Consider the following 22505-nt stretch of genomic DNA (forward strand, 5'->3'; position numbering starts at 1 on the left):
GCAACAGCGTTGCTTAAGTGGCGTCCATGACGACCACCCCCCTCCCCCTCCGCGTCGGCCTCATCGGCTACGGCCTCGCGGGTTCCGTCTTCCACGCCCCGCTCGTCGCCGCCACCCCCGGTCTGACCCTCGCCGCCGTCACCACCGGCAACCCCGAGCGCGCCGCCGAGGCGCGGGCCGCCCACCCCGGCGTCCGGGTGCTCTCCCGGCCGGAGGAGCTCTGGGCGGACGGGGCCCCCGAGCTGGACCTGGTCGTGGTCGCCTCCCCCAACAAGACCCACGTCCCGCTCGCCGAGGCCGCCCTGAAGGCCGGCCTGCCCGTCGTCGTCGACAAGCCGCTCGCGCCGACCGCCGCCGAGGCCCGCGCCCTGGCCGCGCTCGCCGAAGAGCGGGGCCTGCTGCTCTCCGTCTTCCAGAACCGGCGCTGGGACAGCGACTTCCTCACCCTCCGCCGCCTCCACGACGACGGCGAGCTCGGCGAGGTCCAGCGCTTCGAGTCGCGCTTCGAGCGGTGGCGGCCGCGTCCGAAGGGCGGCTGGCGCGAGTCCGGCGCCCCGGAGGAGGTCGGCGGGCTGCTCTACGACCTCGGCAGCCACGTCGTCGACCAGGCCCTGGTCCTCTTCGGCCCGGCCGTCTCCGTCTACGCCGAGTCGGACGTGCGCCGCCCGGGCGCCGAGGCCGACGACGACACCTTCGTCGCGATCACCCACGAGAACGGCGTCCGCTCCCACCTGTACGTGAGCGCGACCGCCGCCCAGCTCGGCCCCCGCTTCCGGGTGCTCGGGCGGCGCGCCGGTTTCGTGACGTACGGCCTCGACCCGCAGGAGGCGGCGCTGCGGGAGGGGCTGCGGCCCGGCACCGGCGCCGCCTGGGGTGTGGAGCCCGAGGAGCTGTGGGGCCGGATCGGCGCCGGGGAGTCCCCGCTGACCGGCGGCGGGACGCCGGTCGAGTCGGTGCCGGGGGACTACCCGGCGTACTACGCGGCCGTCGCCGCCGCCCTGCGCGGCACCGGGCCGAACCCGGTCACCGCGCACGAGGCCGCCGCCGCCCTGGACGTCCTGGAGGCGGCACGGCGGTCGGCCCGCGAGGGCGTCACCGTCAGGCTGCGCCGCCCGACCGACGGCGCCGGCGGCTGACGGCGAGGAGGAGGCCGCCGCCGAGGGCGAGACCGGCGGCCGTCGCGCCCATGACGATCTTTCCGGTGCCGGCGCCGGTCTCGGGGAGCTGACCGCCGCCACCGTCGGGGCCGGGACCGTGGTGGCCGCCGGTGTCGTCACCGTAACCGCCGTCGGACCCGCCGCTGTCGTCGCCGTATCCGCCGTCGGACCCACCGGTGTCATCGCCGTACCCACCGTCGGAGCCACCACCGTCGACCCCGCCGTCAGCGGAGTCGGTCGGGCTGGGCGTCGGCTCGGTGGGAGTGGGGGTGGGGATGGTGGGCGTGGGCTCGGTGGGAGTCGGCTCGGTGGGGGTAGGGGTGGTGGGCGTCGGCTCCGTCGGCGTCGGCTCCGTGGGGGTCGGCTCCGTGGGGGTCGGCTCGGTCGGAGTGGGCTCGGTCGGGGTGGGCTCCGTGGGTGTCGGCTCGGTCGGAGTGGGCTCCGTCGGCGTCGGCTCCGTGGGGGTCGGCTCCGTCGGCGTCGGCTCCGTCGGCGTCGGCTCCGTCGGCGTCGGCTCGGTCGGAGTGGGCTCCGTGGGGGTGGGCTCCGTCGGAGTCGGCTCCGTGGGGGTGGGGGTGGTCGGCGTCGGCTCCGTCGGGGTCGGGTCCTCGTCGCAGGACGGCAGGTCGCCGTTGAACGGGTAGTTGTGGATCTCCTGGCCGCCGCCCCCGCTTGGCTCGGAGGCGTGGGTCAGGTTGCCGGTCGTGAAGAACCGGCCGTTCATGCCCGGCATGGTGACGGTCGCGGTGCTGGCCTGGTTGCCGACGAGGACGCTGCCCGCGAACTGCGCGGTGCCCTCGAACTTCACCCGGGTCGCGTCCGGGAAGTTCCAGAGGAGCCGGTCGCGGAGCCCCGGCAGGCCGTTGATGAAGGTGTCGATGGTGCGGTCGCCGCCGAGGACGTTGACGAGGACCGTCGCGTTCGCGGGGATGTTCACGAAGCGGATGTCCTGCTGCCCGCCGCTCGCCGACTCCAGGTCGAAGTCGACGTTGAAGACCTGGAGCGCGGAGGTGCCGTCGCCGGTGAAGACGGTCTCGTAACCGTTGTTGACGGCCGTTCCGGTGGCGGTGCGGGAGGCCCCGTCGACGTACGCGTAGCACTGGCTGGCGTCCGTCAGCTGGTCGCGCAGCGCGACGTACGGGGTGACGGCGGCGGCGTCCTTGACGGGCACCGGGGTCACGGTGCCCGTGACGGTGCCCGCGTACAGCGTCTCGCCGCTGATCGCGCCCTCCTCGGTGAGGAGGCTCTGGCCGGTGGCAACGGTGATGTTCCCGCCGACGTTGAGGAAGGGCTCGTCGTCGTCGGGCACGACGCGCGAGCCGACGCCGGCGATGCCGACGTTGTAGACCTGCGAGACGCCCGCGCGCTTGGCCTGGTCGAGGTTTCCGAGGACGACGACCTTGCCCTCGGCCTCGGCGGCGGACTCGCGGACGAGGAAGTCGCCGCCGACGAAGACGTTGATGGCGTTGTCACGCCACACGACGGTGCCGTTGTTGATGTCGGGGTACGTGGGCGGGCAGTTGCCCGGCTTGCAGGGGCCGAGACCGCCGGGCAGCGGATCGGCGGCGCCGGCGACGGCGAGTCCGCCGACGAGGGCACCGGCGGCGACGACCGCCGTCGCGGCGGAGAGGGCGAGACGGGATCTGCGGCGGGGGACGCGGTCGGTCCTTACGGGTTCCATACGCGGCAATATGCATAAAAAGGGACGAAAATGGCGGCACCCCACGCGGGGTGCCGCCAGAATCGCCGACCTCTCGGCCGACGACGCCACAGGTGACGGGGCGGCGACCGGCGCGAGTACCCGACGGTCCGTCAGTCAGCTGGGTGTACCGCGCGCCGACGACCCGTCAGGCGTTCGGTCCCATCCGGCGACGGCGACCGCCCCCCGCAGGCAGCTCAGCCTCTCCGGCACCGGCGACCCGTCAGGCGCCTCCGGTCCGGCAGGCGCCTCTGGTCCGGCAGGCGCCTCCGGTCCGGCAAGCGCCTCCGACCCGTCAGGCGCTCTTCAGTTCCTGCCGCTGACGGCCCAGGCCCTCGATCTCCAGCTCGACGACGTCGCCGGGACGGAGGTACGGCTTGGGCTCCGGCCGGCCCATGGCGACGCCGGCGGGAGTACCGGTGTTGATGATGTCACCGGGGTAGAGGGTCATGAACCGGCTCACGTACCGGACGACCTCGGCGACCGGGAAGATCTGGTCCGAGGTGTGGCCGTCCTGCTGCAGCTCGCCGTTGACCCAGAGGCGCAGGGTGAGGTCCTGCGGGTCGGGCACCTCGTCGGCGGTCACCAGCCAGGGTCCGAGCGGGTTGAAGGTCTCGCAGTTCTTGCCCTTGTCCCACGTGCCGCCGCGTTCGATCTGGAACTCGCGCTCGGAGACGTCGTGCGCGACCGCGTACCCGGCGACGTGCGCCAGCGCCTCCTCGTCGGTCTCCAGGTAGCGGGCGGTCCGGCCGATGACGATCGCCAGCTCGACCTCCCAGTCGGTCTTCACCGAGCCGCGCGGCACGAGCACGGTGTCGTCCGGGCCGACGACGGTGTCGGCGGCCTTGAGGAAGACGACCGGCTCCGCCGGGGTGGCCTGCCCGGTCTCGGCGGCGTGGCCGTGGTAGTTCAGCCCGATGCACACGACCTTGCCGATCCGGCCGACCGGCGGGCCGACGCGCAGCCCGGTGGCGTCGCCGGAGCCGCCGAACGCGGGCAGCACGCCGGCCGCGGCGGCGGCCCGGATCCGGTCGAGCGTGGCGGTGTCCGAGAGCAGACTGCCGTCGACGTCGTCGGTGAAGGAGGACAGGTCACGGAGGGTCCCGTCCCCGTCGAGGAGGGCGGGACGCTCGGCGCCCGGCGGGCCGACTCGCAGCAGCTTCATGGTCTTCTCCCTGTGGTCGAGGTGGGCCCGGGGGAGGCCCTTCGGTGCCCCGGCCGATGGAGTGCGGCCATCGGAGGATCGTCCGATCCTCCAAGACTCCCGTTCAGCCCGCAAGACCCCGTTCAGCCTGCGGACCCTTACGCATGAGTAGCGTGCGCTCGACGACGGCCCAGGTGGTGCTGGTGACGAGGTAGAGCGCGACGGCGAGCGGCACGAAGGCGACGGTCACGACGGTCCCGAAGGACAGCAGCGGCAGGATCCGCCCCACGGCCGCCGCGGGCCCCTGGGCCTGGACCCCGCCGCCGGCCCTCGCTCGGGCCTGGGCCTGGGCCGTCTCGCGGCGGGTCCTGAGGTACTGGTAGGCGGCGACGGCGAGGGCCACGGCGAAGAGCGCGAGGTAGACGAGCCCGGCCGGCCCGAAGGGACCGCCGTCACCGAGGGCCCCGGCCCAGCGGCCGTCGAGGGGCGCGGCGAGCAGCGCGTGTCCGGCCATCCGGTCGCCGGAGGAGAAGAGCGCGTACAGGAGGAGGAACGCGGGCGCCTGGAGCAGGCTCGGCAGGATCCCGGCGAACGGCGAGACCTTCTCCTCCGCGTGCAGGTCCAGGATCGCCCGCTGGAGCCGCTCCGGCCGGCGCTTGTGCTTCTCCTGGAGCGCGGCGATCCGGGGCGCGAGCCGCACCCGGGCCTGCTGTCCCCGCACGGCGGCGCGGGAGAGGGGATGGACCGCGAGCCGGACGAGGACGGTGAAGAGGACGACGGCGAGGGCGGTCGAGGCGTCGGCGGCGAGCGGCTGGAGCAGCGCGGCGAGCCGGTCGACGAGCGCGGAGAAGGCGTCGAGGAGCGGGGACGGGAAGAAGGACAAGGGAACCCTCCGGGGTTCGTCGTGCCGGGGATGGACTGGTGCGTCTCGGCATGACGGACCGCGCGAAGGCGTCTCGCGGCGGGTGCGGGTGCGGGCACGGCGTACGGGGACGTGGTGCCGGTGCGCCGTCCGGTTCGTGGGGCGGCGTACCGACACGGGTACGGATACGCGCGCACGGGCACGAGGACGCGTACGGGTACGGGTACGCGCACCGCGTCACAGGCGCGGGTAGGGCACCTCGCTACTGGTGCGGGTACGCGTACGTGTCCGACGTGCGGGTACGGCTGCGGGAACGCCTACGCGGTCGTCGGGAGGGGAAGCCCCGGCGCCCGGGGCCGGCGGCGACCGGCGGCGTCGGGGTCGCGCTGCGGGAGGAAGGCCGTACGGCGGGCCCGGTCGCGCAGCGCGGTGCGTATGCGCGTGGGCGGCACGGCCGGAGCCGTACGGACTGCGAGGAAGCCGCAGGCGACGGCGGAGACGGCGAGGACGACGGCGGAGCCGACGGAGCCGTCCGTCAGGACGAGCCCCGCGCACGCGATCAGGAGGAGGACCGGCAGCAGGACGAGCGGCGCGACGCGCCGCAGGACCGGACTCCCGCTCATCATGCCCCCCGTTCCCCGTGGTACTTAACTGTCCGTCACGTAGGACGAACGGTCGTACGAGAAGGTTCCCTGCGTTCCTGAGGAGCCGCGGGGTCCAGCGGCGTGAGCAGCCGGCGCGGCGCGAGGAGCGCCCGGGCGACCGGCTCGGCGGGATCGGGGTCGAGCCCGGCGCCGGGCCGCATCTCGACGTCCGCGGGCGCGACGAGGACGCGGCAGGAGGGGCACTCGCCGGACGGGCCCAGTTCCGTGCCGCAGTCGGCGTGGTGGAAGTCGCGCATGGGCAACGTGCCGGGCACCTCGGCCCTCCCCCACGCGCCGAGGGCCCACAGGACGGGCCAGAGGGCGAGGCCGCGCCCGGTGAGGACGTACTCGTCCCGGGGCGGGGACTCCTGGTAGCGGCGCCGGTCGAGGACGCCGGCGTCGACGAGCGTCTGGAGCCGGGCGGCGAGGACGGCGCGGGGGGCGCCGAGGTGGGCGAGGAAATCGCTGTAACGGCGGACACCGTAGAAGGCGTCGCGCACGATGAGGAGCGTCCAGCGCTCGCCGACGACCTCCAGGGCACGGGCGATGGAGCACTGCTGCTGGACGTAGTCCTTGCCGAGGGCCATGGGAACCAGCCTAACAAAGGGGGTTCATTGAACGAACCGACCGGAGTAGGGTCTGCGTTCAATGACCGAACCGACTGGGCGGAGGCCCCATGAGTACAGCCCGCTCACGCACCACGCCCACGACGCCCACCCCACCGCCCGCCGCTGTACCACCCACTGACCCGGCCCCGACGCCGGCCCCGTCCTCGACGACCGGCACGGACCCGAAGACGGGCGCGGCCCCTCCTACGGCGACGGTGACGGCCGCGCCCCCCTCCCCCGCCACGCTCGCCGTCACCGCCCTCGCCACCGGCGTCGCCCTCATGAACTACACGGCGCCGATGGCGACGCTCCCGGAGATGGCGGCGGCGTTCGGGACTCCGGCGTCGGCACAGGCGTGGCTGCTCAACGGCACCCCGCTCGGCCTCGCCGTCCTGCTCCTGGTCGCGGGCGCGCTGGCCGACGCGCACGGCAGGCGGCGGGTGTTCCTGCTGGGGACGCTGGCGCTGGGCGTGACGACGGCGCTCGCCGCCTTCACCGGCTCGACGGTGCTCTTCACGGCGGCGCGGATCGCGCAGGGCGCGGCGAGCGCGGCGGTCCTCGCGGGCAGCCTGGGGCTGCTGGCCGACGCGTACCCCTCGGGCCGCGACCGGATCCGGGCCACGGGCGTCTGGGGCGCGTCGGTGAGCGGGGGGATTGCGCTCGGCCCGCTGCTCGCGGGGGCGCTCGCCCTGGTGGACTGGCGGTCGGCGTACGCGGTGCTGGGCGCGGCGGCCCTGGTGACGGCGGCGATCGGAGCCCGTACCCTCGCGGCGCCCGCCGCGACGCCCGCGCCGGTCGGCGGCGACGGCGGCCGGCGGCGCCCGGACCTGGTGGGCGCGACGACCCTGGCGCTCGCGCTGGGCGCCCTGCTGACGGCCCTGACGCTGGGCCGGGACGGCTGGCTGCGCCCGGCGCCTCTCCTGCTGCTTCTGGCGGCGGTGATGCTCACGGTGCTGTTCCTGTGGGTGGAGCGCCGGGTGCCGGCCCCGATGATCGACCCGGGGATGTGGCGGAGGCCGGCGTTCCGGGCATCGACGGTGGGGGCGCTCTTCACGGGCCTGGCGGTGATCGGCATGTTCAGCGTGATGCCGGCGCTGTTCCAGCACGGGGCCGGCCTGTCGGCCCTGACGGCGGCGGCGCTCTTCGCCCTCTGGTCGGGTTCCGCCTTCGTGGTCGCGCTGCAGGCCCGCCGACTCGCGGGCCGGATCTCGGCCCCGTACCAACTGGCCTGCGGTTTCGCCCTGTCCGCGGCGGGCGTCCTGCTCCTCCTCGGGACCACGGAGTCCGCCGCCCTGCCCTGGCCGCGTCTGGTCGCCGGCCTGGTGGTGGCGGGCGCGGGCAGTGGCCTCCTGAACGCCGGGCTGCCCCGCCTCGCCGTCGACTCCGTCCCGCCGGAGCGCGCGGCGATGGGTTCGGGCGCGAACAACACGGCCCGCTACATCGGCTCGGCGGCCGGCGTGTCGCTGATGCTGGCCCTGTCGGCGGCCACCCCGGACGCGGCCCTGGTGGCCTCGGCGGCCCTGGCCCTGGCCGGCGCCGCCCTCACCGTCGCAGGGTCGCCCAGACGATGAGCCGGTACCGGGAGGTGAACTCGGGCGTGCAGGTGGTGAGGGTGAGGTAGGAACCGGCCTCGGAGTACCCGTACGAGGGCTTCACGATCGACCGCGGCACCGGCCGGATGACGCCGGTGTCGCGCGGCGAGGTCACCGACAGGATTTTGTCGACGAGATAGGTGTACGTCCCCTCCCGCGTCCGCAGGGTGTTCTCGTCGCCCTTCCGCAGCCGTTTCACGTACCGGAACGGCTCGCCGTGGGTGTTCCGGTGCCCGGCGAGCGCCACGTTCCCGACCTGCCCCGGCGCGGCGGTCCCCGGGTAGTGCCCCACGTACCCCTTGTCGAGCACCTTGCTCCGGGAGATCCCCCGGGCGACGGGCACGGTCAGCCCGATCCGCGGAATCCGCAGCACGGCGAAGGCGGAACCGGAGGGCGTACGGGCGGACGAAGGCGCGGGCCGCCCGGACCCGCCGGAGGCAGCAGCAGGTGCGGAGGGCGAAGGAGACGAACCGGAACCACCGCCGCCATCCACCGCCCCACCGGGCGAAGGCACGGAAGAAAGCCCCGGAGATCGCTCCGAAGGAGAGATCCCCCACTCCCCCTCCCACTCGCGCTCCAGCACGGCCACCTGCTCACCGGCCTCGGCGCGGGCCAGCTGATTGGTCCACCACAACTGGTGCACGACCAGCAACAGAATCAGAACGCCGCAGGTGACGACGGCCTCGGCCCCGAACCGCAGCACCCGGACGAGCCCGGAGCGCCCGGACCGTGCCTGGACGACGACCGGCACCCGCTCCCGTCCCCTGCCTCCCCAGTCCCGCACGCCGGGCACGATGAGGGCTACGCCACCAACTCTCCAGGGGCGCACCGCAGTACGGTGGACGGCATGCGCCCCGACACGCCTGCCGCCCACCTCGCCGAAGCCGAGCGTCTGCTGCGCACCGCCGAGCAGTACCCCGGCGACCGTGAACCGCTGCTGCTCCAGGCCGCCGCCCACCTGGAACTCGCGGACGACCGCCCCGGTGCGACGGCCCTCTACGACGACCTCCTGTCCGGCAGCCCGACGGACCCCCACCTGATCCGCGCGCTGAAGGCGGCGAACCTGTGGGAGTACGGCCACGAGGCCGAAGCGCGAGCCATCATCGACGGCGTACGCCGCTCCCGCCCGACGGAGGCACCCCCCTGGCAGATCGTGGCGGAGACGCTGGAGGCCCACGACGAGCTGGAAGCGGCGGAGGAGACCCTCACGGAAGCGGCGTCCCTCCTGGCGGCCGCCGGTGACGCGGAGCTCCCGCACCCCACGCACTCCCTCCTGGCGACCCGCCACCGCATCCGCCGCATGCTGGCCCGCCCGCACGACGACTGGGACACCCGGGCGGACCGCCTCCACCAGGGCAAGGTCCCCCTGGACGAGCTCCACGACCCGAAGCGCCTCTGGTCCCTGGGCTCCTCCGACCCCACCGAGCTCCGCGCCGAGATCGCCCGCCTCCGCTCCGAACTGGGCACCTACCGCACGGCCCTCTCCCGCCCCTTCCCGGTGGCGGTCCTCCACTGGCCGGAAGGCGAACTGACGGAACTCCTCGCGGCCTACCCGGAACTCGAAACGGAATACCCCACCTACCGGGCCCACCTGACAGACATCGAGGCTTCCCTCCGCGAACTCGCCGCGGCCGGCACCCCCAACCTCGGCATCGTCCGCGCCACCGTCCCCTCCTACGAGGCCTTCGCCGCCTCCGAAGCCACCCACCCCTCCCAGGCGGCCCTCCTCCCCCAATACGCCACCACCCTCGCCGCCCGCTCCCGAGCCACCCCCTGGCCCCCTCTCCGCACCTCCTCCTGCTGGTGCGGCTCGGAGAAGACGTACGGGGAGTGCCACGGGGCGGAGTGACGGGCAGCCCTCCGGCAGAATGCCAACGTGTCCGAAGCCCTCCCTTCCTCCCCCGGCGTCTCTGCCCGCATGAGCCGCCAGCTCAGCAAGGACACGGCCGCCGAGCTCGCTGTCCGGCGTCTCCTCCACGCGGCCGGTCTGCGCTACCGCGTCGAGTACCCCGTGCCGGGCATGGCCCGGCGCCGGATCGACGTGGCCTTCACCTCGGTGAAGGTGGCCGTGCTCATCGACGGCTGCTTCTGGCACGGCTGCCCCGAACACGCCACGCACCCGAAGGCGAACGCGGAGTGGTGGCGCACGAAGCTCGACCGCAACATGGCCCGTGACCGCGAGACGACCGAACACCTCACAGCGGCGGGTTGGGAAGTCCTGCGCTTCTGGGAGCACGAAGCGCCCGAGGACGTGGTACGGCACATCGCCGCCGCGGTGGCTCGCAGGCGGGGCGCGACGAAAAGGGGAGGGACCCCGGGCCGCCCTGAGGTCTTCGGCTGAGGTGGCGCGGTCCGCAGGGTGAAGCGCACGCACGGGGTCTCGTCCTGCTGTCCCATGGCCAGGAGTCGCCCCCGTACTCTCGAAGACGAAACGTCCCGACCGAAGGAAGGCCCCCATGTCCAGCCCTCGCATCCCCTCCCCCGCCATCGCCGCCGCCGGGCTCGTCGGTGGTTACGCCGTGGCGCGGTGGACCAAGAAGCGGCCGCTGGGTGGGGTGGTGCTGGCCGTGGCCGGTGGGGTGGCCGCTCGGGAGTGGCAGCGGGAGGGCGGGGTCAAGGCGGCCGCGGGGCTGTCGGCCGCCTATGTGGCGGCGTTCGGCGGGTCGCATCCGCTGGCCAAGAAGATCGGGGCCTGGCCGTCGGTGTTCGCCGTCGCCGGGGCCATGGGCGCGGCCTCCTGGGCCGTCACCCGCCGGAACGGCTGACCGAGACACCTGACGGTCGGCCGCGCGCGGAACGGCTGACCGAGACGCCTGACGGTCGGCCGCGCGCCGGTCGCCGCCTCCCAGGCCGTCACCCGCGAGCCCGGCTGAACCCGTCCACGGCGACCGTCACCCGCAAGCGCAGCTAAGCCCGTCCGCGGCGGCCGGACCCTCCACAACGGCGAGCCGCCCGACGCGACCGGGGTGCGCGAGCGGGCGGGTCCTGTCCGCGGCGTCCGCGTCCCGCTCAGCCCCCCAGCGCGTGGCTGATCGTGTAGATCAGGAGGCCGGCCAGGGCGCCGACCACCGTGCCGTTGATGCGGATGAACTGGAGGTCGCGGCCGATGTTGGCCTCGATCTTCTTGGAGGTCTGGTCGGCGTCCCAGCCGGCGACCGTGTCCGTGATCAGCGAGGTGATCTCGGGGCGGTAGGTGGTGACCAGGTGGGTCGTGGCCGATTCCAGCCAGGTGTCGACCTTCTGCTGGAGGCGGGAGTCCGAGGCGAGGCGCTTGCCCAGGGAGATCAGGGAGGCGCGGGCGCGGAGGCGGAGCTGGCTCTGGTCGTCCTCGGCGGCGGCGATGATCAGGGCGCGGACGGACGCCCAGGCGGAGGCGATGACGTCCTGGACCTCGGGGCGGGCCAGCAGGTCGGACTTGAGGCGTTCGACGCGGGCGCGGGTGTCCGTGTCGGCCTGGAGGTCGGCGGCGAAATCGGTGAGGAAGCGGTCGATGGCGCCCCGGGCGGGGTGCGTCGGCATGTCGCGCATCTCCGTGACGAAGCGGAGCAGCTCCTTGTAGACGCGTTCGCCGACCTTGCGGTCCACGAAGCGCGGGGTCCAGCCCGGGGCGCCGCCCTGGACCGCGTCCATGACCGAGTCGCCGTGGGTGACGAGCCAGTCGTGGGCGCGGGTGCAGACCAGGTCGACGGCGCGGCGGTGGGCGCCGTCCGCCACCATGTGCTCCAGGGTCTTGCCGACGCCCGGCGCGATCTCCGCCTGCTCCGCGCGCCGGGTGATCGCCTCGCCCACCACCGCCTGCACGTCCGCGTCGCGCAGGACGGTGAGGGCGCCTCGGAGGGCCGTGGCCAGTTCTTCCGTGACCCGGTCCGCGTGCGCCGGGTCCGCCAGCCAGGCGCCCAGGCGGCGGGCCACCCCCAGGGCCCGCAGCCGGCCCCGCACGACATCCTCCGACAGGAAGTTCTCGCCGACGAAGGAACCCAGCGAGGCACCCAGCTGGTCCTTCTTCGTCGGGATGATCGCCGTGTGCGGGATGGGCAGGCCCAGCGGGTGGCGGAAGAGGGCCGTCACCGCGAACCAGTCCGCGAGCGCGCCGACCATGCCGGCCTCGGCCGCCGCGGCGACATAGCCCGCCCAGGCGCCCGCGCCGGCGTTCTCCGCCCAGGTCGCGAGGGCGTAGACCGCCGCGACGAGTGCCAGCAGCGCCGTCGCCAGGGCCTTCATGCGGCGGACGCCGCGGTTCCGTTCCTCGTCCGCCGCCGTGTACGTGAAGCTCACCATCCGCCAGACCTCCTCACATCAGGGACTCCCGGCGCTCCTCGTGAGTTCCCCCGCGAGCTCCCCCGTACATCTTCGCGATGACGGACTCGATGTCCGGTTCCCGCACCGAGAGGTCCACCAGCGGGTACGCCGCCGCCACCGCGGCGACCAGCGGCGCGGCCGACGCGGAGGCCGGGAAGGCGAGGTGCTGGCGCGGTCCGTCGGCCCGTACGAAGCGGGCACCGGGGACGTCCTCGATCGGCGGGAGCTCCCGCTCCAGGTCCACGACGAGCATCCGCTCGCCCCCGCCGGCCTCGTGCAGGCCGGCGAGCCCGCCGTCGTACATCAGCCGCCCGTGGTCGATGACCATCACCCGCGAGCAGAGCTGTTCGATGTCGGTGAGGTCGTGGGTGGTGAGGAGGACCGTCGTGCCGCGCGTCGCGTTCAGTTCCCGGAGGAAGGCGCGCACCCGCGCCTTGGAGACGACGTCCAGGCCGATCGTCGGCTCGTCCAGGTACAGCACCTCCGGGTCGTGGAGGAGAGCGGCGGCGATGTCGCCGCGCATCCGCTGGCCGAGGGAGAGCTGGCGGACCGGGACGTCGAGCAGGTCGCCGAGGTCGAGGAGGTCCACGCAGCGGGCCAGGTTCTCCCGGTAGCGGTCGTCGGGGATCCGGTACATGCGGTGGACCAGGCGGTACGAGTCCCGCAGCGGCAGGTCCCACCAGAGGGTGGTGCGCTGGCCGAAGACCACGCCGATGCGGCGGGCGAGGCGGGTCCGCTCGCGCGCCGGCTCGATGCCGGCGACGCGGAGCCGGCCGCCGCTGGGGGTGAGAATGCCGGTGAGCATCTTGATGGTGGTGGACTTCCCGGCGCCGTTCGGCCCGATGTAGCCGACCATCTCGCCCCGGTCCACGGTGAAGGAGATGCCGTCGACGGCCCGGACCTCCCGCTTCTCGCGGCGGAGGAGGCCGGTCCTGCGGCGGACGGTGAAGCTCTTCTCCAGGCCGTCCAGTTCGATGAGGGACACGTGCTCTCAGCTTCCTGTCGATCGGTACGAGCGGACGCCCGCCCGCCACGCCAGGCCCGCGACCGCGCAGCAGACCAGGGCGACGAGCGGGGAGGCGAAGGCCGCCCAGGACGGCACCCCGGCCGGGGCGGGGCGGCCGAGGACGTACAGGGCGGGCAGCCAGTTCACGAAGGCCAGCGGGACCACGAACACCACGCCCTTCACGAGGTCCTGGGCGAAGATCGTCGGCGGGTACTGGAGCAGCGTGTTCCCGCCGTACGTGAACGAGTTGGAGACCTCGGCGGCGTCCTGGAGCCAGAACTGCGCCGACGCGCCGAGCACCATCACCGCCATGAAGATCACCGCCCCGCAGACCACCATCGCGGGCACCATCAGGGCCGTCCCCCACGACCACGCCACCACGTGCCGCAGCAGCACCAGGCTCCACACCAGCACCATCAGCCCCTGGAGCACCCGGCCGAGCCGGCGCAGCGCGAACTTGTCCGCCGCGACCTGCGCGAGCAGCGGCACCGGCCGCAGCAGGAACACGTCGAGCGAGCCGTCCCTGATCCGCCGCCCCATCCGCTGGAGCGAGCCCAGCGCCAGGTCGGCGAGCCCGAAGGCGGTGCCGGTGGTGCCGTACAGGAAGGCGACCTCCGCGAAGGAGAAGCCGCCGAGGCCCCGGACCTGCCCGAACATCAGCAGGATCACGACGAAGTCGAAGAAGGTCACGCAGAAGGAGGTCACGAGGGTCAGCGCGAAGGAGGCCCGGTACGTCATCGTGGACCGGATCCACATGGCCGCGACCAGGCGGTACGTCCGCAGGACCTCCCCCGCCCGCCGGTCCTCGCGCAGCGGCTCAGCCACCCTGCACCACCACCTTCCGGGTCGCCGCCGCCTGCGCCGCCCGCCCCGCCGCGAGGAGCAGCGCGAGCCAGCCGAGCTGGAAGCCGTACGCGCGGACGAGGCCCCAGCCGTGCCCGTACCGGCCGAGGTAGACGTCCGCCGGGACCTGGAGCAGGGCCGCCCACGGCAGCGCGCGGGCCAGCTCGCCGAGGGCGCCGGGGAAGACGTTCAGCGGGAGCAGCATCCCGGAGAAGAAGAGGCCGGCGAGCCAGGCCACCTGGACCACGCCCTGCCCGTCGAGGAGCCAGAACGCGCTCATCGCCACGAGGTACCAGAGCCCGAACGACACGAACGAGCCGAGGGCCACGGCGAGGAGGAAGGCGGCCCAGCCGGCCGGACCGGCCGGAAGGGTGAAGCCGAAGGAGTAGGCGCCGATCAGCAGGGGGACGACGCCGCGGCCGAGCAACTGGTAGGCGGCGCGGCCCGCGTTGGCCGCGCACCACCAGCCCTGGAGGTCGGCGGGGCGGTAGAGGTCGACGGCGATGTCGCCGGTCCTGATCCGTTCGATCAGCTCGTCCTCGAAGCCGCCGCCCATCATGCCGCAGACGGTGATGAGGGCCTGGCCGATCCAGACGTAGGCGAGGGCGTCGGCCATGGAGTAGCCGCCGAGTTCGGGCCGTTCGGCCCACAGGGCGATGTAGGTGTAGGAGAGGACGAAACCGAAGACCGTGTTGGTGAAGAGGCCCGCCAGCGTGGCCACCCGGTAGGTGGAGTGCCGCCGGAAGCCACCCGCGGCCACGGTCGCGTAGAGCCGCAGCATGGAGCGTCCCTTCTGAGGGCGTGCGGAGAGGGCGTGGGGAAGGAGGGAGGGTGGAGGGTCCTGGCATCTGCGGAAAGCAGGCGAAGCGCACGACCCTAGTGGCCCCCGACACCACGCCGCGAGCGGATTTCCCCGCCCGTTTCCCCCTCACCTTCGGGAGTTTCGCCGAATTTATGTGCACTATGTGGTGCCATGTCCCCTTCTGTACGTCCTGCCTCGCCCACAGCCCCACCCCCGGACGATCCGGGCTGGGCCCCCAGGGACCCCACCCTCCCGGCCGCCCCCCACGACCGGGCGCGACGACGGAAGCGCCCCCGCGCCTCGCTCCCCCGCCGGCTCCTGCGCGCCGCCACCTGGCTCTTCCTCATCGGCGCGCTGCTCCTCGCCGCGGCCCTCACCGCCGGCTACCTGCTGGTGTCCATCCCCGCCGCCAACGCCGCCGCCGTCGCCCAGTCCAACCTGTACCTCTACCGCGACGGCTCCGTCCTCGCCCGCGACGGCGAGGTCAACCGGGAGAACGTCCGCCTCGACCGGATCCCGCCCACCGTCCGGCAGGCCGTCCTCGCCGCCGAGGACCGCGACTTCCACACCTCGCGCGCGGTCGACCCCAAGGCGATGGTCCGCGCCGCCTGGAACACCGTCACCGGCAAGGGCCGCCAGTCCGGCTCCACCATCACCCAGCAGTACGTGAAGAACTACTACCTGGGCCAGGAACAGACCCTCACCCGCAAGGCCAAGGAGTTCTTCATCGCGATCAAGCTGGAGCGCGAGAAGACCAAGGACGACATCCTCCAGGGCTACCTCAACACCAGCTACTTCGGCCGCAACGCCTACGGCATCCAGGCCGCCGCCCACGCCTACTACGGCAAGGACGTCGAGCGCCTCGGCACCGCCGAGGGCGCCTACCTCGCCGCCCTCCTCAAGGCCCCCAGCGCCTACGACGTCACCACCCACCCCGAGAACCGCCCCGCCGTCCTCGCCCGCTGGGCGTACGTCCTTGACGGCATGGTCAAGGAAGGCTGGCTCACCCCGGGCGAACGCGCCGCCCTCCGCTTCCCCGACCCGGAGACCGCCCGCCCCGCCACCGGCCTCTCCGGCCAGCGCGGCTATCTCGTCCAGGCCGTCGAGGACCACCTCACCGGCCGCGGGATCGTCGACGAGAAGACCCTCGCCGGCGGCGGCTTCCGGATCGTCACCACCCTCGACCCCGATCGGCAGGCCGCGCTCGTCCGCGCCGTCGAGGACCGGGTCACCCGGCGCCTCGACCCGGCCGCGAACCCCGCCGACCGGTACGTACGCGCCGGGGCCGCCGCCGTCGAACCGGCCACCGGCCGCGTCGTCGCCCTCTACGGCGGCGTCGACTACACCCGGCAGTACGTCAACAACGCCACCCGCCGCGACTACCAGGTCGGCTCCACCTTCAAGCCCTTCGTCCTCACCGCCGCCGTGCAGAGCGGCGCGCGGACCCAGCACGGCGAGCCGATCACCCCGTACACCGTCTACGACGGCACCGACCGCCGACCCGTCGAAGGCTGGTCCGGGGCCCCGTACGACCCCGCCAACGAGGACGGCGAGAGCTACGGCGAGATCCCCGTCACCGCCGCCACCGACCTCTCCGTGAACACCGTCTACGCCCAGATGGCCGTCGACGTCGGCCCCGCGCACGTGCGCCGCACCGCCGTCGCCCTCGGCCTGCCGGCCACCACCCCCGACCTCACCGCCTCCCCCTCCATCGCCCTCGGCCCGGCCACCGCCAGCGTCCTCGACATGGCCCAGGCGTACGCGACACTCGCCGCGCACGGCCGGCGCGGCGACCACACCCTGGTCACGGCGGTCTCCCGGGACGGGGAGCCGCTGCCGCTGCCCGCCGCCGAGCCCCGGCAGGCCGTGGGCCGCGAAGCCGCCGACACCACGACCGCCGTCCTGCGCGGCGTCGTCGAGTCCGGTACGGGCACCGCCGCGCAGGCCGCCGGACGACCCGCCGCCGGCAAGACGGGCACGGCGGAGGACGACAAGGCGGCCTGGTTCGCCGGCTACACCCCCGAACTCGCCACCGTCGTCGCCCTGATGGGCCAGGACCCGGAGACCGGCGGCCAGGAACCGCTGTACGGCGCCCTCGGCCTGCCCCGCGTCAACGGCGGCGGCCCGCCCGCCGAGATCTGGGCCCGCTTCACCCGCGAGGCCCTCGCGGACACCCCGGTACGCGACTTCGACCTGCGCCCGATGCCGGGCGCCGAACTCCCCGACGTACCACCGACACCGGACGAGCCGGCCCGGCCCGAGGACGCCACGGAAGACAGCGGGGAGGACGGCCGGGAGAACGGCACGGAGGGCGATGCGGAGGGCAGCCGGGAGAACGGCACGGAGGGCGATGCGGACGGGGAGCGGTACGAGCCCGGCGAGGCGGGACCGGGACCCGCGCAGCCCGGGAGGCCCGCGACGCCCCTGAAGCCCGGGAAGCCCGGCGGACCGGGCCGTCAGTGACCCGAGGTCGCCTTCAGACCGACCACGGCGACCAGCAGCAGGACGACGAAGAAGATCCGGGCGGCGGTCGCCGGCTCACCGAGCACCACCATGCCGAGCACCGCCGCACCGGCCGCGCCGATGCCGACCCAGACGCCGTAGGCGGTACCGATCGGAAGGGTCTTCGCGGCCTGCGACAGCAGCACCATCGAGGCGACGATCCCCGCCGCCGTGAAGACGCTGGGCCAGAGACGGGTGAAGCCCTCGGTGTACTTCATCCCGATCGACCAGCCGACTTCCAGCAGACCGGCGACGACGAGCAGAACCCAGGCCATGACGAGACACCTCCGCGAGACGGAACGGGAACGGTGCGTCGTCTTTTCCGATGACCCGGTACGGCGCGTCTCGTCGGGGTACCCCCAGCCTAGCAAGGAAGCACCGAAGGCCCTGGTGACACCGGTCACCAGGGCCTTCCGCGTACGCGCGCCGCTACAGATAGAGCCCCGTCGAGTCCGAGCTCTGGAACCGGTCCGCCGCCACCGCGTGCAGATCCCGCTCCCGCATCAGCACGTAGGCGACGCCCCGCACCTCCACCTCGGCCCGGTCCTCGGGGTCGTACAGCACCCGGTCGCCGATCTCGACGGTCCGGACGTTCTGCCCGACCGCGACCACCTCGGCCCAGGCCAGGCGGCGGCCGACCGCGGCGGTCGCCGGGATCAGGATCCCGCCGCCGGAACGCCGCTCCCCCTCCGGGGAATCGGTGCGGACCAGGACCCGGTCGTGGAGCATCCGGATGGGCAGCTTGTCGTGGGTGTTCTCGCTCACGGGAACGAACCTACCGGCCCGGCTCAGCCCTTGTGCTTCCGGGACGAGCTCAGCAGCAGCCCGACGACCGCCACGGCCACGAGGGCGACCGGGACGACCCGCTCCAGGCGGGGCGCGCCCTCCTCGTCGGTGAAACGCGCCTTCACGTCGGAGACGACGCGATTGACGGCGACGAACGCCCGTCCCGCGGTCTCGTCCACGGTCGAGGCGACCCTGGCCTTGGCGTCCCCGATGATCGTCTTCGGGTGCATCCGAATGCCGATCTCGTCGAGCGTGACGGCGAGCTGCTCGCGCCGGCGGACGATGTCCGCCTCGATCTGCGCAGGGGTCCTGGCGTCCGACACCACGCTGCCTCCGTAGTCGTATTCCGGTCGATGGTGGACAGTCTGTCAGTTCCGCCGCCGGGAGGCTGTCCCCGACCCCCATTAGGCTCATCGCGTACGCGCACACCCCCCGAGGAGAGCGAGCCATGAGCGAGCGACTGCAGCCCGGCGACACCGCCCCCGCCTTCACCCTGCCGGACGCGGACGGCAACGAGGTCTCCCTCGCCGACCACAAGGGCCGCAAGGTCATCGTCTACTTCTACCCGGCCGCCCTCACCCCCGGCTGCACCAAGCAGGCCTGCGACTTCACCGACAACCTCGACGTCCTGGCCGCCGCCGGCTACGACGTCATCGGCGTCTCCCCCGACAAGCCGGAGAAGCTCGCGAAGTTCCGCGAGAAGGAGAACCTCAAGGTCACCCTGGTGGGCGACCCCTCCAAGGAGGTCCTGGCGGCCTACGGCGCCTTCGGCGAGAAGAAGCTCTACGGCAAGGTCGTCACGGGCGTCATCCGCTCCACGGTCGTCGTCGACGAGGAGGGCAAGGTCGAACACGCCTTCTACAACGTCAAGGCCACCGGCCACGTAGCCAAGATCATCCGCGACCTGGGCATCTAGGTTCTGTCGTCAAATGTCACGCCCACATCAGGAGTGACGCGAGGGTGACGGCTGCTTTGTAGGACTCGGCGGTCTTGTCGTACCGGGTGGCGATACCCCGCCACTGCTTCAGGCGGTTGAAGCACCGTTCCACCACGTTGCGGTGCTTGTATGCCTCGCTGTCGAAGGCCGGCGGGCGGCCTCCGCGGCTGCCTCGTCGGGCCCGGTTGCGGACCTGGTCGGCCCGCTCGGGAATCGTGTGTGCGATGCCCTTGCGGCGGAGCCAGGATCGGATCGCCTTCGAGCTGTAGCCCTTGTCGCCCAGGACGTGATCGGGCCGGACCCGGGGGCGCCCCGGTCCGATCCGGGGCACCCGGATCGCTTCCATCACGGCGGTGAACCGGGTGCAGTCGTTTGTGTTGCCGCCCGTGACGACGAACGCGAGTGGACGGCCCCGCCCGTCGCAGGCGAGGTGGATCTTGCTGGTCAAACCGCCTCGGGACCGGCCGAGGGCCGGGTCGCGGAGCCCCCTTTTCGGGCCCCGGCCGCATGCTGGTGAGCCCGGACGATCGTGGAGTCGACCGACACCAGCCACTCGACGTCGCCCGCCGCGTCCGCTTTCGCCTGGGCGGCCCGCAGCATCCGGTCGAACGTTCCGTCCGCCGCCCACCTGCGGAAACGCGTGTGCAGTGTGGCCCACGGGCCATAGCGCTCGGGCACGTCCCGCCAGGCCGTCCCGGTCCGGAACTTCCACACGATCCCGTTCAGGACCCTGCGGTCGTCCAGCCGCTTGCGTCCCCGCAACGACTCGGGCAGCAGCGGCCGGACGAACTCCCACTCCGCATCGGACAGTTCATGACGACGTATCACGACACCATCATCCACCAGGCAAGATCATTTGAAGACACTGCCTAGCCCCCGCGCCCCCACGACGGGCCCGCACCCCGCCACCCGGGGCGCGGGCCCGTCCGCGTCCCGTGCGCGACACGGCGCAACCGTCCGATTTTCGACTCGTCGATCCGTGCGAGATCCGTACTGGGGAGGGGGTCTGCTCCGATGGGGGCGGGCCGATCCGATGCGTCGGCTCGGAGTCGGGAAGAGCCGGCGGCGCATCACGGCGGCCGGGATCGATCACATCAACGGAAACCGGCTCGACAACCGCCGGGGGAACCTGCGCCACCCGTGCCCCAACTGCCACTCGATGGCCGAGGCCCGGTGCCGCGGAAAACATCGGCGCACCCCACGGAGGGGCAGCACGTGACCGCTACGATGGCTGTACTGGCGGCCGTGTCGTAACTGGCAGCCGAGCTGGGTTTAGGTCCCAGTGGGGTAACACCCGTGTGGGTTCGAATCCCACCGGCCGCACATGCGCGAAGGGCCGTCCGCGTCGGACGGCCCTTCGTTCTGGCAGCGGCCCTCAGCCCAGCAGCTCCCGCACCACCGGGGCCAGCGCGCGGAACGCCTTGCCTCGGTGGCTGATGGCGTTCTTCTCCGCGGGGGTCAGCTGGGCGCAGGTCACGTCGTGGCCCGCCGGCTGGAGGATGGGGTCGTAGCCGAAGCCGTGGGTGCCCACGGGGGCGTGGCGGAGGGTGCCTTCCATGCGGCCTTCGACGACGCGCTCGGTGCCGTCGGGGAGGGCGAGGGCCGCGGCGCAGGCGAAGTGGGCGGCCCGGTGTTCGTCGGCGATGTCGGAGAGCTGGGCGAGGAGGAGGTCCAGGTTGGCCTTGTCGTCGCCGTGGGTGCCGGACCAGCGGGCGGAGAAGATGCCGGGGGCGCCGCCCAGGACGTCGACGCAGAGGCCGGAGTCGTCGGCGACCGCCGGGAGGCCCGTCGCCCGGGCCAGGGCGTGGGCCTTGAGGAGGGCGTTCTCCGCGAAGGTGACGCCGGTCTCCTTGACGTCGGGGATGTCGGGGTACGCGTCCGCGCCGACGAGTTCGAGGTCGAGGCCGGCGTCGGCGAGGATCGCGTGGAGTTCGGTGATCTTGCCCGCGTTGCGGGTGGCGAGGATCAGGCGCTGTCCGGTCATGCCCCCAGTATCTACGGGGTGCAGACCTTGCCGATCTCGGCGGCCGCGTCGGTGACCGGGGTGATGTCGGGGCTGGTGTCGCCGTCCTTGACGGCCGTGCGGACCGATTCGACGCCCTTGGTCAGGTCGTCGACCGCCTTGGAGAGGTCGGCGTTGTCGGTGGTGCCCTTGAGGTTGCCGAGCTCGGTGGAGATGGAGTTCAGGGATTCCTCGATCTGCGTGACGTCGTTGGAGGCGTTGGAGACGGCCTGCTGGAGCTTGCCGACGGAGGTGGCTATCGCGTCGGCGGTCTTGACGCAGTCCATGGCCTTGTCGAGGGCTCCGCAGCCGGTCAGGGCGAAGGCGGTCACTGCGGCCGCCGTGGCGACGGCGAGACTGAGGGTGCGGCGGCGCTTCACTGTTCGGGTCCTCCCCTGGCTGCGTACGTTCGACGGGGCGCACGGTACGGCCGCGCGCCCCTTGCCGTAAAGGACGCACCGGCCGGAGGGGCAGTTGCTCGGGGTTTTCCCTTAGGGGATGGGCTCAGAGGGTGGCTTCGAGGGCCTTGCGCTGGAGGTCGGCGAGGTCGGCGCAGCCGGCGGCGGCCAGGTCGAGGAGGGCGTTGAGCTCGGTGCGGTCGAAGGGTTCGGCCTCGGCGGTGCCCTGGACCTCGACGAAGCGGCCGTCGCCGGTGCAGACGACGTTCATGTCGGTGTCGGCGCGGACGTCCTCCTCGTAGCAGAGGTCGAGGAGGGGGGTGCCGCCGACGATGCCGACGGAGACGGCGGAGACGGTGCCGGTGAGGGGCTTGCGGCCGGCCTTGACGAGCTTCTTGGTCTGGGCCCAGGCGACGGCGTCGGCGAGGGCGACGTAGGCGCCGGTGATGGCGGCGGTGCGGGTGCCGCCGTCGGCCTGGAGGACGTCGCAGTCGAGGACGATGGTGTTCTCGCCGAGCGCCTTGTAGTCGATGACGGCGCGCAGGGAGCGGCCGATGAGGCGGGAGATCTCGTGGGTGCGGCCGCCGATCTTGCCGCGGACGGACTCGCGGTCGCCGCGGGTGTTGGTGGAGCGGGGGAGCATGGAGTACTCGCCGGTGACCCAGCCCTCGCCGCTGCCCTTGCGCCAGCGGGGGACGCCTTCGGTGACGGAGGCGGTGCAGAAGACCTTGGTGTCGCCGAAGGAGATGAGGACGGAGCCCTCGGCGTGCTTGCTCCAGCCGCGTTCGATGGTGACGGGGCGGAGCTGTTCGGGGGTACGGCCGTCGATGCGAGACATGGGACGAGCCTAGTCCCATCGGCGGGGGGTCCCGGCCGGTGGCGGGGTGCGCACGAGGGCCCGTTCCCCTGCCGGAACGGGCCCTCGTCAGCTGGTGTCAGCTGCTCACATCATGTCTTCGATCTCGGCGGCGATCGGGTCCGCGTCGGTGCCGATGACGACCTGGATGGCGGTGCCCATCTTCACGACGCCGTGGGCGCCGGCGGCCTTGAGGGCGGCGTCGTCGACGAGGGCGGCGTCGGCGACCTCGGTGCGCAGGCGGGTGATGCAGCCTTCGACTTCTTCGATGTTGTCGATGCCGCCGAGCCCGGCGACGATCTTCTCAGCCTTGGTGGCCATGTCTTTCTCCCTGTCCGTCTCTGTTCGCGGGATACGCGAATCTCGGC

General features: G+C 73.1%; 25 protein-coding genes, 1 tRNA gene and 1 riboswitch. Of the genes, 8 read left to right on the plus strand and 18 right to left on the minus strand.

Annotated elements, in window-relative coordinates; all coding sequences use genetic code 11:
* Nucleotides 1-26: 26 nt before the first annotated feature.
* A complete protein-coding gene (locus tag ACFZCF_RS04800; RefSeq protein ID WP_391284617.1) occupies nt 27-1136 on the plus strand; it encodes a Gfo/Idh/MocA family oxidoreductase in 1110 nt (369 codons plus the stop codon).
* Here the strand turns inward: ACFZCF_RS04800 and ACFZCF_RS04805 are convergent.
* The 5 genes from ACFZCF_RS04805 to ACFZCF_RS04825 form a co-directional block, all read right to left on the minus strand.
* Nucleotides 1099-2838 carry a choice-of-anchor A family protein gene (locus ACFZCF_RS04805; protein WP_391284618.1) on the minus strand — a complete coding sequence of 580 codons (1740 nt, stop codon included), beginning with the start codon at nt 2836-2838 and terminating at the stop codon, nt 1099-1101. The genes ACFZCF_RS04800 and ACFZCF_RS04805 overlap by 38 nt on opposite strands.
* 313 nt (nt 2839-3151) lie before the next feature.
* Nucleotides 3152-4021, minus strand: a complete 870-nt coding sequence (locus ACFZCF_RS04810) for a fumarylacetoacetate hydrolase family protein (RefSeq protein ID WP_388441425.1) — start codon at nt 4019-4021, stop codon at nt 3152-3154.
* Between the two features lie 103 nt (nt 4022-4124).
* On the minus strand, nt 4125-4883 hold the full coding sequence (locus ACFZCF_RS04815) for a membrane protein insertase YidC (protein WP_391284621.1): 759 nt from the start codon (nt 4881-4883) through the stop codon (nt 4125-4127).
* A 296-nt stretch (nt 4884-5179) separates the two neighbouring features.
* Nucleotides 5180-5488, minus strand: coding sequence for a DUF6412 domain-containing protein (locus ACFZCF_RS04820; RefSeq protein ID WP_391284623.1), 309 nt, complete (start codon nt 5486-5488; stop codon nt 5180-5182).
* 32 nt (nt 5489-5520) lie between these two features.
* The gene (locus ACFZCF_RS04825) at nt 5521-6093 is read right to left on the minus strand and encodes a winged helix-turn-helix transcriptional regulator (RefSeq protein ID WP_391284625.1); all 573 of its coding nucleotides are present in this window, start codon (nt 6091-6093) and stop codon (nt 5521-5523) included.
* Between the two features lie 89 nt (nt 6094-6182).
* On the opposite strand from ACFZCF_RS04825, the gene ACFZCF_RS04830 reads away from it, so the two are divergent.
* Complete coding sequence (locus ACFZCF_RS04830; protein ID WP_391284627.1) at nt 6183-7685, plus strand: MFS transporter; 1503 nt, start codon at nt 6183-6185, stop codon at nt 7683-7685.
* On the opposite strand, the gene ACFZCF_RS04835 is transcribed toward ACFZCF_RS04830, so the two are convergent.
* Nucleotides 7657-8490 carry a class E sortase gene (locus ACFZCF_RS04835; protein ID WP_391284629.1) on the minus strand — a complete coding sequence of 278 codons (834 nt, stop codon included), beginning with the start codon at nt 8488-8490 and terminating at the stop codon, nt 7657-7659. The two genes, ACFZCF_RS04830 and ACFZCF_RS04835, sit on opposite strands and share 29 nt — an antisense overlap.
* Nucleotides 8491-8553: 63 nt before the next feature.
* Here ACFZCF_RS04835 and ACFZCF_RS04840 point away from each other — a divergent pair, with 63 nt between their 5' ends.
* The 3 genes from ACFZCF_RS04840 (at nt 8554) to ACFZCF_RS04850 (ending at nt 10471) form a co-directional block, all read left to right on the plus strand.
* Nucleotides 8554-9555, plus strand: coding sequence for an SEC-C metal-binding domain-containing protein (locus ACFZCF_RS04840; RefSeq protein WP_388441443.1), 1002 nt, complete (start codon nt 8554-8556; stop codon nt 9553-9555).
* A 69-nt stretch (nt 9556-9624) separates the two neighbouring features.
* Nucleotides 9625-10047 carry a DNA mismatch endonuclease Vsr gene (locus ACFZCF_RS04845; RefSeq protein ID WP_391284789.1) on the plus strand — a complete coding sequence of 141 codons (423 nt, stop codon included), beginning with the start codon at nt 9625-9627 and terminating at the stop codon, nt 10045-10047.
* 115 nt (nt 10048-10162) lie between these two features.
* Nucleotides 10163-10471 carry a hypothetical protein gene (locus ACFZCF_RS04850; RefSeq protein ID WP_391284631.1) on the plus strand — a complete coding sequence of 103 codons (309 nt, stop codon included), beginning with the start codon at nt 10163-10165 and terminating at the stop codon, nt 10469-10471.
* A 244-nt stretch (nt 10472-10715) separates the two neighbouring features.
* On the opposite strand, the gene ACFZCF_RS04855 is transcribed toward ACFZCF_RS04850, so the two are convergent.
* From ACFZCF_RS04855 to ACFZCF_RS04870, 4 genes are read right to left on the minus strand one after another with little or no spacing between them, the layout of a single operon-like run.
* Nucleotides 10716-11984: a DUF445 family protein gene (locus ACFZCF_RS04855; protein ID WP_391284633.1), complete on the minus strand. Its 1269-nt coding sequence runs from the start codon at nt 11982-11984 to the stop codon at nt 10716-10718.
* Nucleotides 11985-11997: 13 nt separating this feature from the next.
* On the minus strand, nt 11998-12990 hold the full coding sequence (locus tag ACFZCF_RS04860) for an ATP-binding cassette domain-containing protein (RefSeq protein WP_391284635.1): 993 nt from the start codon (nt 12988-12990) through the stop codon (nt 11998-12000).
* Nucleotides 12991-12996: 6 nt separating this feature from the next.
* Nucleotides 12997-13836, minus strand: coding sequence for an ABC-2 family transporter protein (locus ACFZCF_RS04865; protein ID WP_391284637.1), 840 nt, complete (start codon nt 13834-13836; stop codon nt 12997-12999).
* Entirely contained in the window at nt 13829-14632 is an 804-nt protein-coding gene (locus ACFZCF_RS04870) for an ABC-2 family transporter protein (RefSeq protein WP_391284791.1), read from the minus strand. Before ACFZCF_RS04870 ends, ACFZCF_RS04865 begins: the two co-directional genes overlap by 8 nt.
* A 195-nt stretch (nt 14633-14827) precedes the next feature.
* On the opposite strand from ACFZCF_RS04870, the gene ACFZCF_RS04875 reads away from it, so the two are divergent.
* On the plus strand, nt 14828-17119 hold the full coding sequence (locus ACFZCF_RS04875) for a transglycosylase domain-containing protein (protein WP_391284639.1): 2292 nt from the start codon (nt 14828-14830) through the stop codon (nt 17117-17119).
* Here the strand turns inward: ACFZCF_RS04875 and ACFZCF_RS04880 are convergent.
* The 3 genes from ACFZCF_RS04880 to ACFZCF_RS04890 form a co-directional block, all read right to left on the minus strand.
* Nucleotides 17113-17433 carry a multidrug efflux SMR transporter gene (locus tag ACFZCF_RS04880; protein ID WP_189945772.1) on the minus strand — a complete coding sequence of 107 codons (321 nt, stop codon included), beginning with the start codon at nt 17431-17433 and terminating at the stop codon, nt 17113-17115. The two genes, ACFZCF_RS04875 and ACFZCF_RS04880, sit on opposite strands and share 7 nt — an antisense overlap.
* A 32-nt stretch (nt 17434-17465) precedes the next feature.
* A riboswitch (guanidine-III (ykkC-III) riboswitch) is annotated at nt 17466-17536 on the minus strand.
* 51 nt (nt 17537-17587) lie between these two features.
* A complete protein-coding gene (locus ACFZCF_RS04885; RefSeq protein WP_031011657.1) occupies nt 17588-17923 on the minus strand; it encodes a co-chaperone GroES in 336 nt (111 codons plus the stop codon).
* 23 nt (nt 17924-17946) lie between these two features.
* A complete protein-coding gene (locus ACFZCF_RS04890; protein WP_388441476.1) occupies nt 17947-18267 on the minus strand; it encodes a DUF3618 domain-containing protein in 321 nt (106 codons plus the stop codon).
* Between the two features lie 125 nt (nt 18268-18392).
* Between ACFZCF_RS04890 and bcp the strand changes: the two genes are divergently transcribed.
* Nucleotides 18393-18860, plus strand: a complete 468-nt coding sequence (gene bcp / locus ACFZCF_RS04895) for a thioredoxin-dependent thiol peroxidase (protein WP_388441479.1) — start codon at nt 18393-18395, stop codon at nt 18858-18860.
* Between the two features lie 16 nt (nt 18861-18876).
* Here the strand turns inward: bcp and ACFZCF_RS04900 are convergent.
* A protein-coding gene (locus ACFZCF_RS04900) for an IS5 family transposase (protein WP_391284793.1) occupies nt 18877-19706 on the minus strand; the annotation gives its coding sequence in 2 pieces (ribosomal slippage) (nt 18877-19367 and nt 19367-19706; 831 coding nt in all).
* Between the two features lie 414 nt (nt 19707-20120).
* Here ACFZCF_RS04900 and ACFZCF_RS04905 point away from each other — a divergent pair.
* A tRNA-Leu gene (locus tag ACFZCF_RS04905) sits at nt 20121-20204 on the plus strand.
* 52 nt (nt 20205-20256) lie between these two features.
* Here the strand turns inward: ACFZCF_RS04905 and rdgB are convergent.
* From rdgB to ACFZCF_RS04925, 4 genes are all read right to left on the minus strand, one after another.
* Nucleotides 20257-20865, minus strand: a complete 609-nt coding sequence (gene rdgB / locus ACFZCF_RS04910; protein ID WP_388441483.1) for an RdgB/HAM1 family non-canonical purine NTP pyrophosphatase — start codon at nt 20863-20865, stop codon at nt 20257-20259.
* A gap of 11 nt (nt 20866-20876) precedes the next feature.
* Nucleotides 20877-21263, minus strand: a complete 387-nt coding sequence (locus tag ACFZCF_RS04915) for a hypothetical protein (protein WP_388441485.1) — start codon at nt 21261-21263, stop codon at nt 20877-20879.
* Between the two features lie 124 nt (nt 21264-21387).
* Nucleotides 21388-22119, minus strand: a complete 732-nt coding sequence (rph, locus tag ACFZCF_RS04920) for a ribonuclease PH (protein WP_388441488.1) — start codon at nt 22117-22119, stop codon at nt 21388-21390.
* A gap of 105 nt (nt 22120-22224) precedes the next feature.
* Nucleotides 22225-22491 carry a glucose PTS transporter subunit EIIB gene (locus tag ACFZCF_RS04925; protein WP_388441824.1) on the minus strand — a complete coding sequence of 89 codons (267 nt, stop codon included), beginning with the start codon at nt 22489-22491 and terminating at the stop codon, nt 22225-22227.
* Nucleotides 22492-22505 lie beyond the last annotated feature (14 nt).

Source organism: Streptomyces sp. NPDC007945 (assembly GCF_042958885.1).
In the GTDB taxonomy this organism is placed as follows: domain Bacteria; phylum Actinomycetota; class Actinomycetes; order Streptomycetales; family Streptomycetaceae; genus Streptomyces.

Coding starts and splice junctions, on each gene's coding strand:
- ACFZCF_RS04800 (WP_391284617.1), top strand. CDS start 27: ATGACGACCACCCCCCTCCCCCTCCGCGTCGGCCTCATCGGCTACGGC.
- ACFZCF_RS04805 (WP_391284618.1), bottom strand. CDS start 2,838: ATGGAACCCGTAAGGACCGACCGCGTCCCCCGCCGCAGATCCCGTCTC.
- ACFZCF_RS04810 (WP_388441425.1), bottom strand. CDS start 4,021: ATGAAGCTGCTGCGAGTCGGCCCGCCGGGCGCCGAGCGTCCCGCCCTC.
- ACFZCF_RS04820 (WP_391284623.1), bottom strand. CDS start 5,488: ATGATGAGCGGGAGTCCGGTCCTGCGGCGCGTCGCGCCGCTCGTCCTG.
- ACFZCF_RS04825 (WP_391284625.1), bottom strand. CDS start 6,093: ATGGCCCTCGGCAAGGACTACGTCCAGCAGCAGTGCTCCATCGCCCGT.
- ACFZCF_RS04830 (WP_391284627.1), top strand. CDS start 6,183: ATGAGTACAGCCCGCTCACGCACCACGCCCACGACGCCCACCCCACCG.
- ACFZCF_RS04840 (WP_388441443.1), top strand. CDS start 8,554: ATGCGCCCCGACACGCCTGCCGCCCACCTCGCCGAAGCCGAGCGTCTG.
- ACFZCF_RS04845 (WP_391284789.1), top strand. CDS start 9,625: ATGAGCCGCCAGCTCAGCAAGGACACGGCCGCCGAGCTCGCTGTCCGG.
- ACFZCF_RS04850 (WP_391284631.1), top strand. CDS start 10,163: ATGTCCAGCCCTCGCATCCCCTCCCCCGCCATCGCCGCCGCCGGGCTC.
- ACFZCF_RS04855 (WP_391284633.1), bottom strand. CDS start 11,984: ATGGTGAGCTTCACGTACACGGCGGCGGACGAGGAACGGAACCGCGGC.
- ACFZCF_RS04875 (WP_391284639.1), top strand. CDS start 14,828: ATGTCCCCTTCTGTACGTCCTGCCTCGCCCACAGCCCCACCCCCGGAC.
- ACFZCF_RS04880 (WP_189945772.1), bottom strand. CDS start 17,433: ATGGCCTGGGTTCTGCTCGTCGTCGCCGGTCTGCTGGAAGTCGGCTGG.
- bcp (WP_388441479.1), top strand. CDS start 18,393: ATGAGCGAGCGACTGCAGCCCGGCGACACCGCCCCCGCCTTCACCCTG.
- rdgB (WP_388441483.1), bottom strand. CDS start 20,865: ATGACCGGACAGCGCCTGATCCTCGCCACCCGCAACGCGGGCAAGATC.
- rph (WP_388441488.1), bottom strand. CDS start 22,119: ATGTCTCGCATCGACGGCCGTACCCCCGAACAGCTCCGCCCCGTCACC.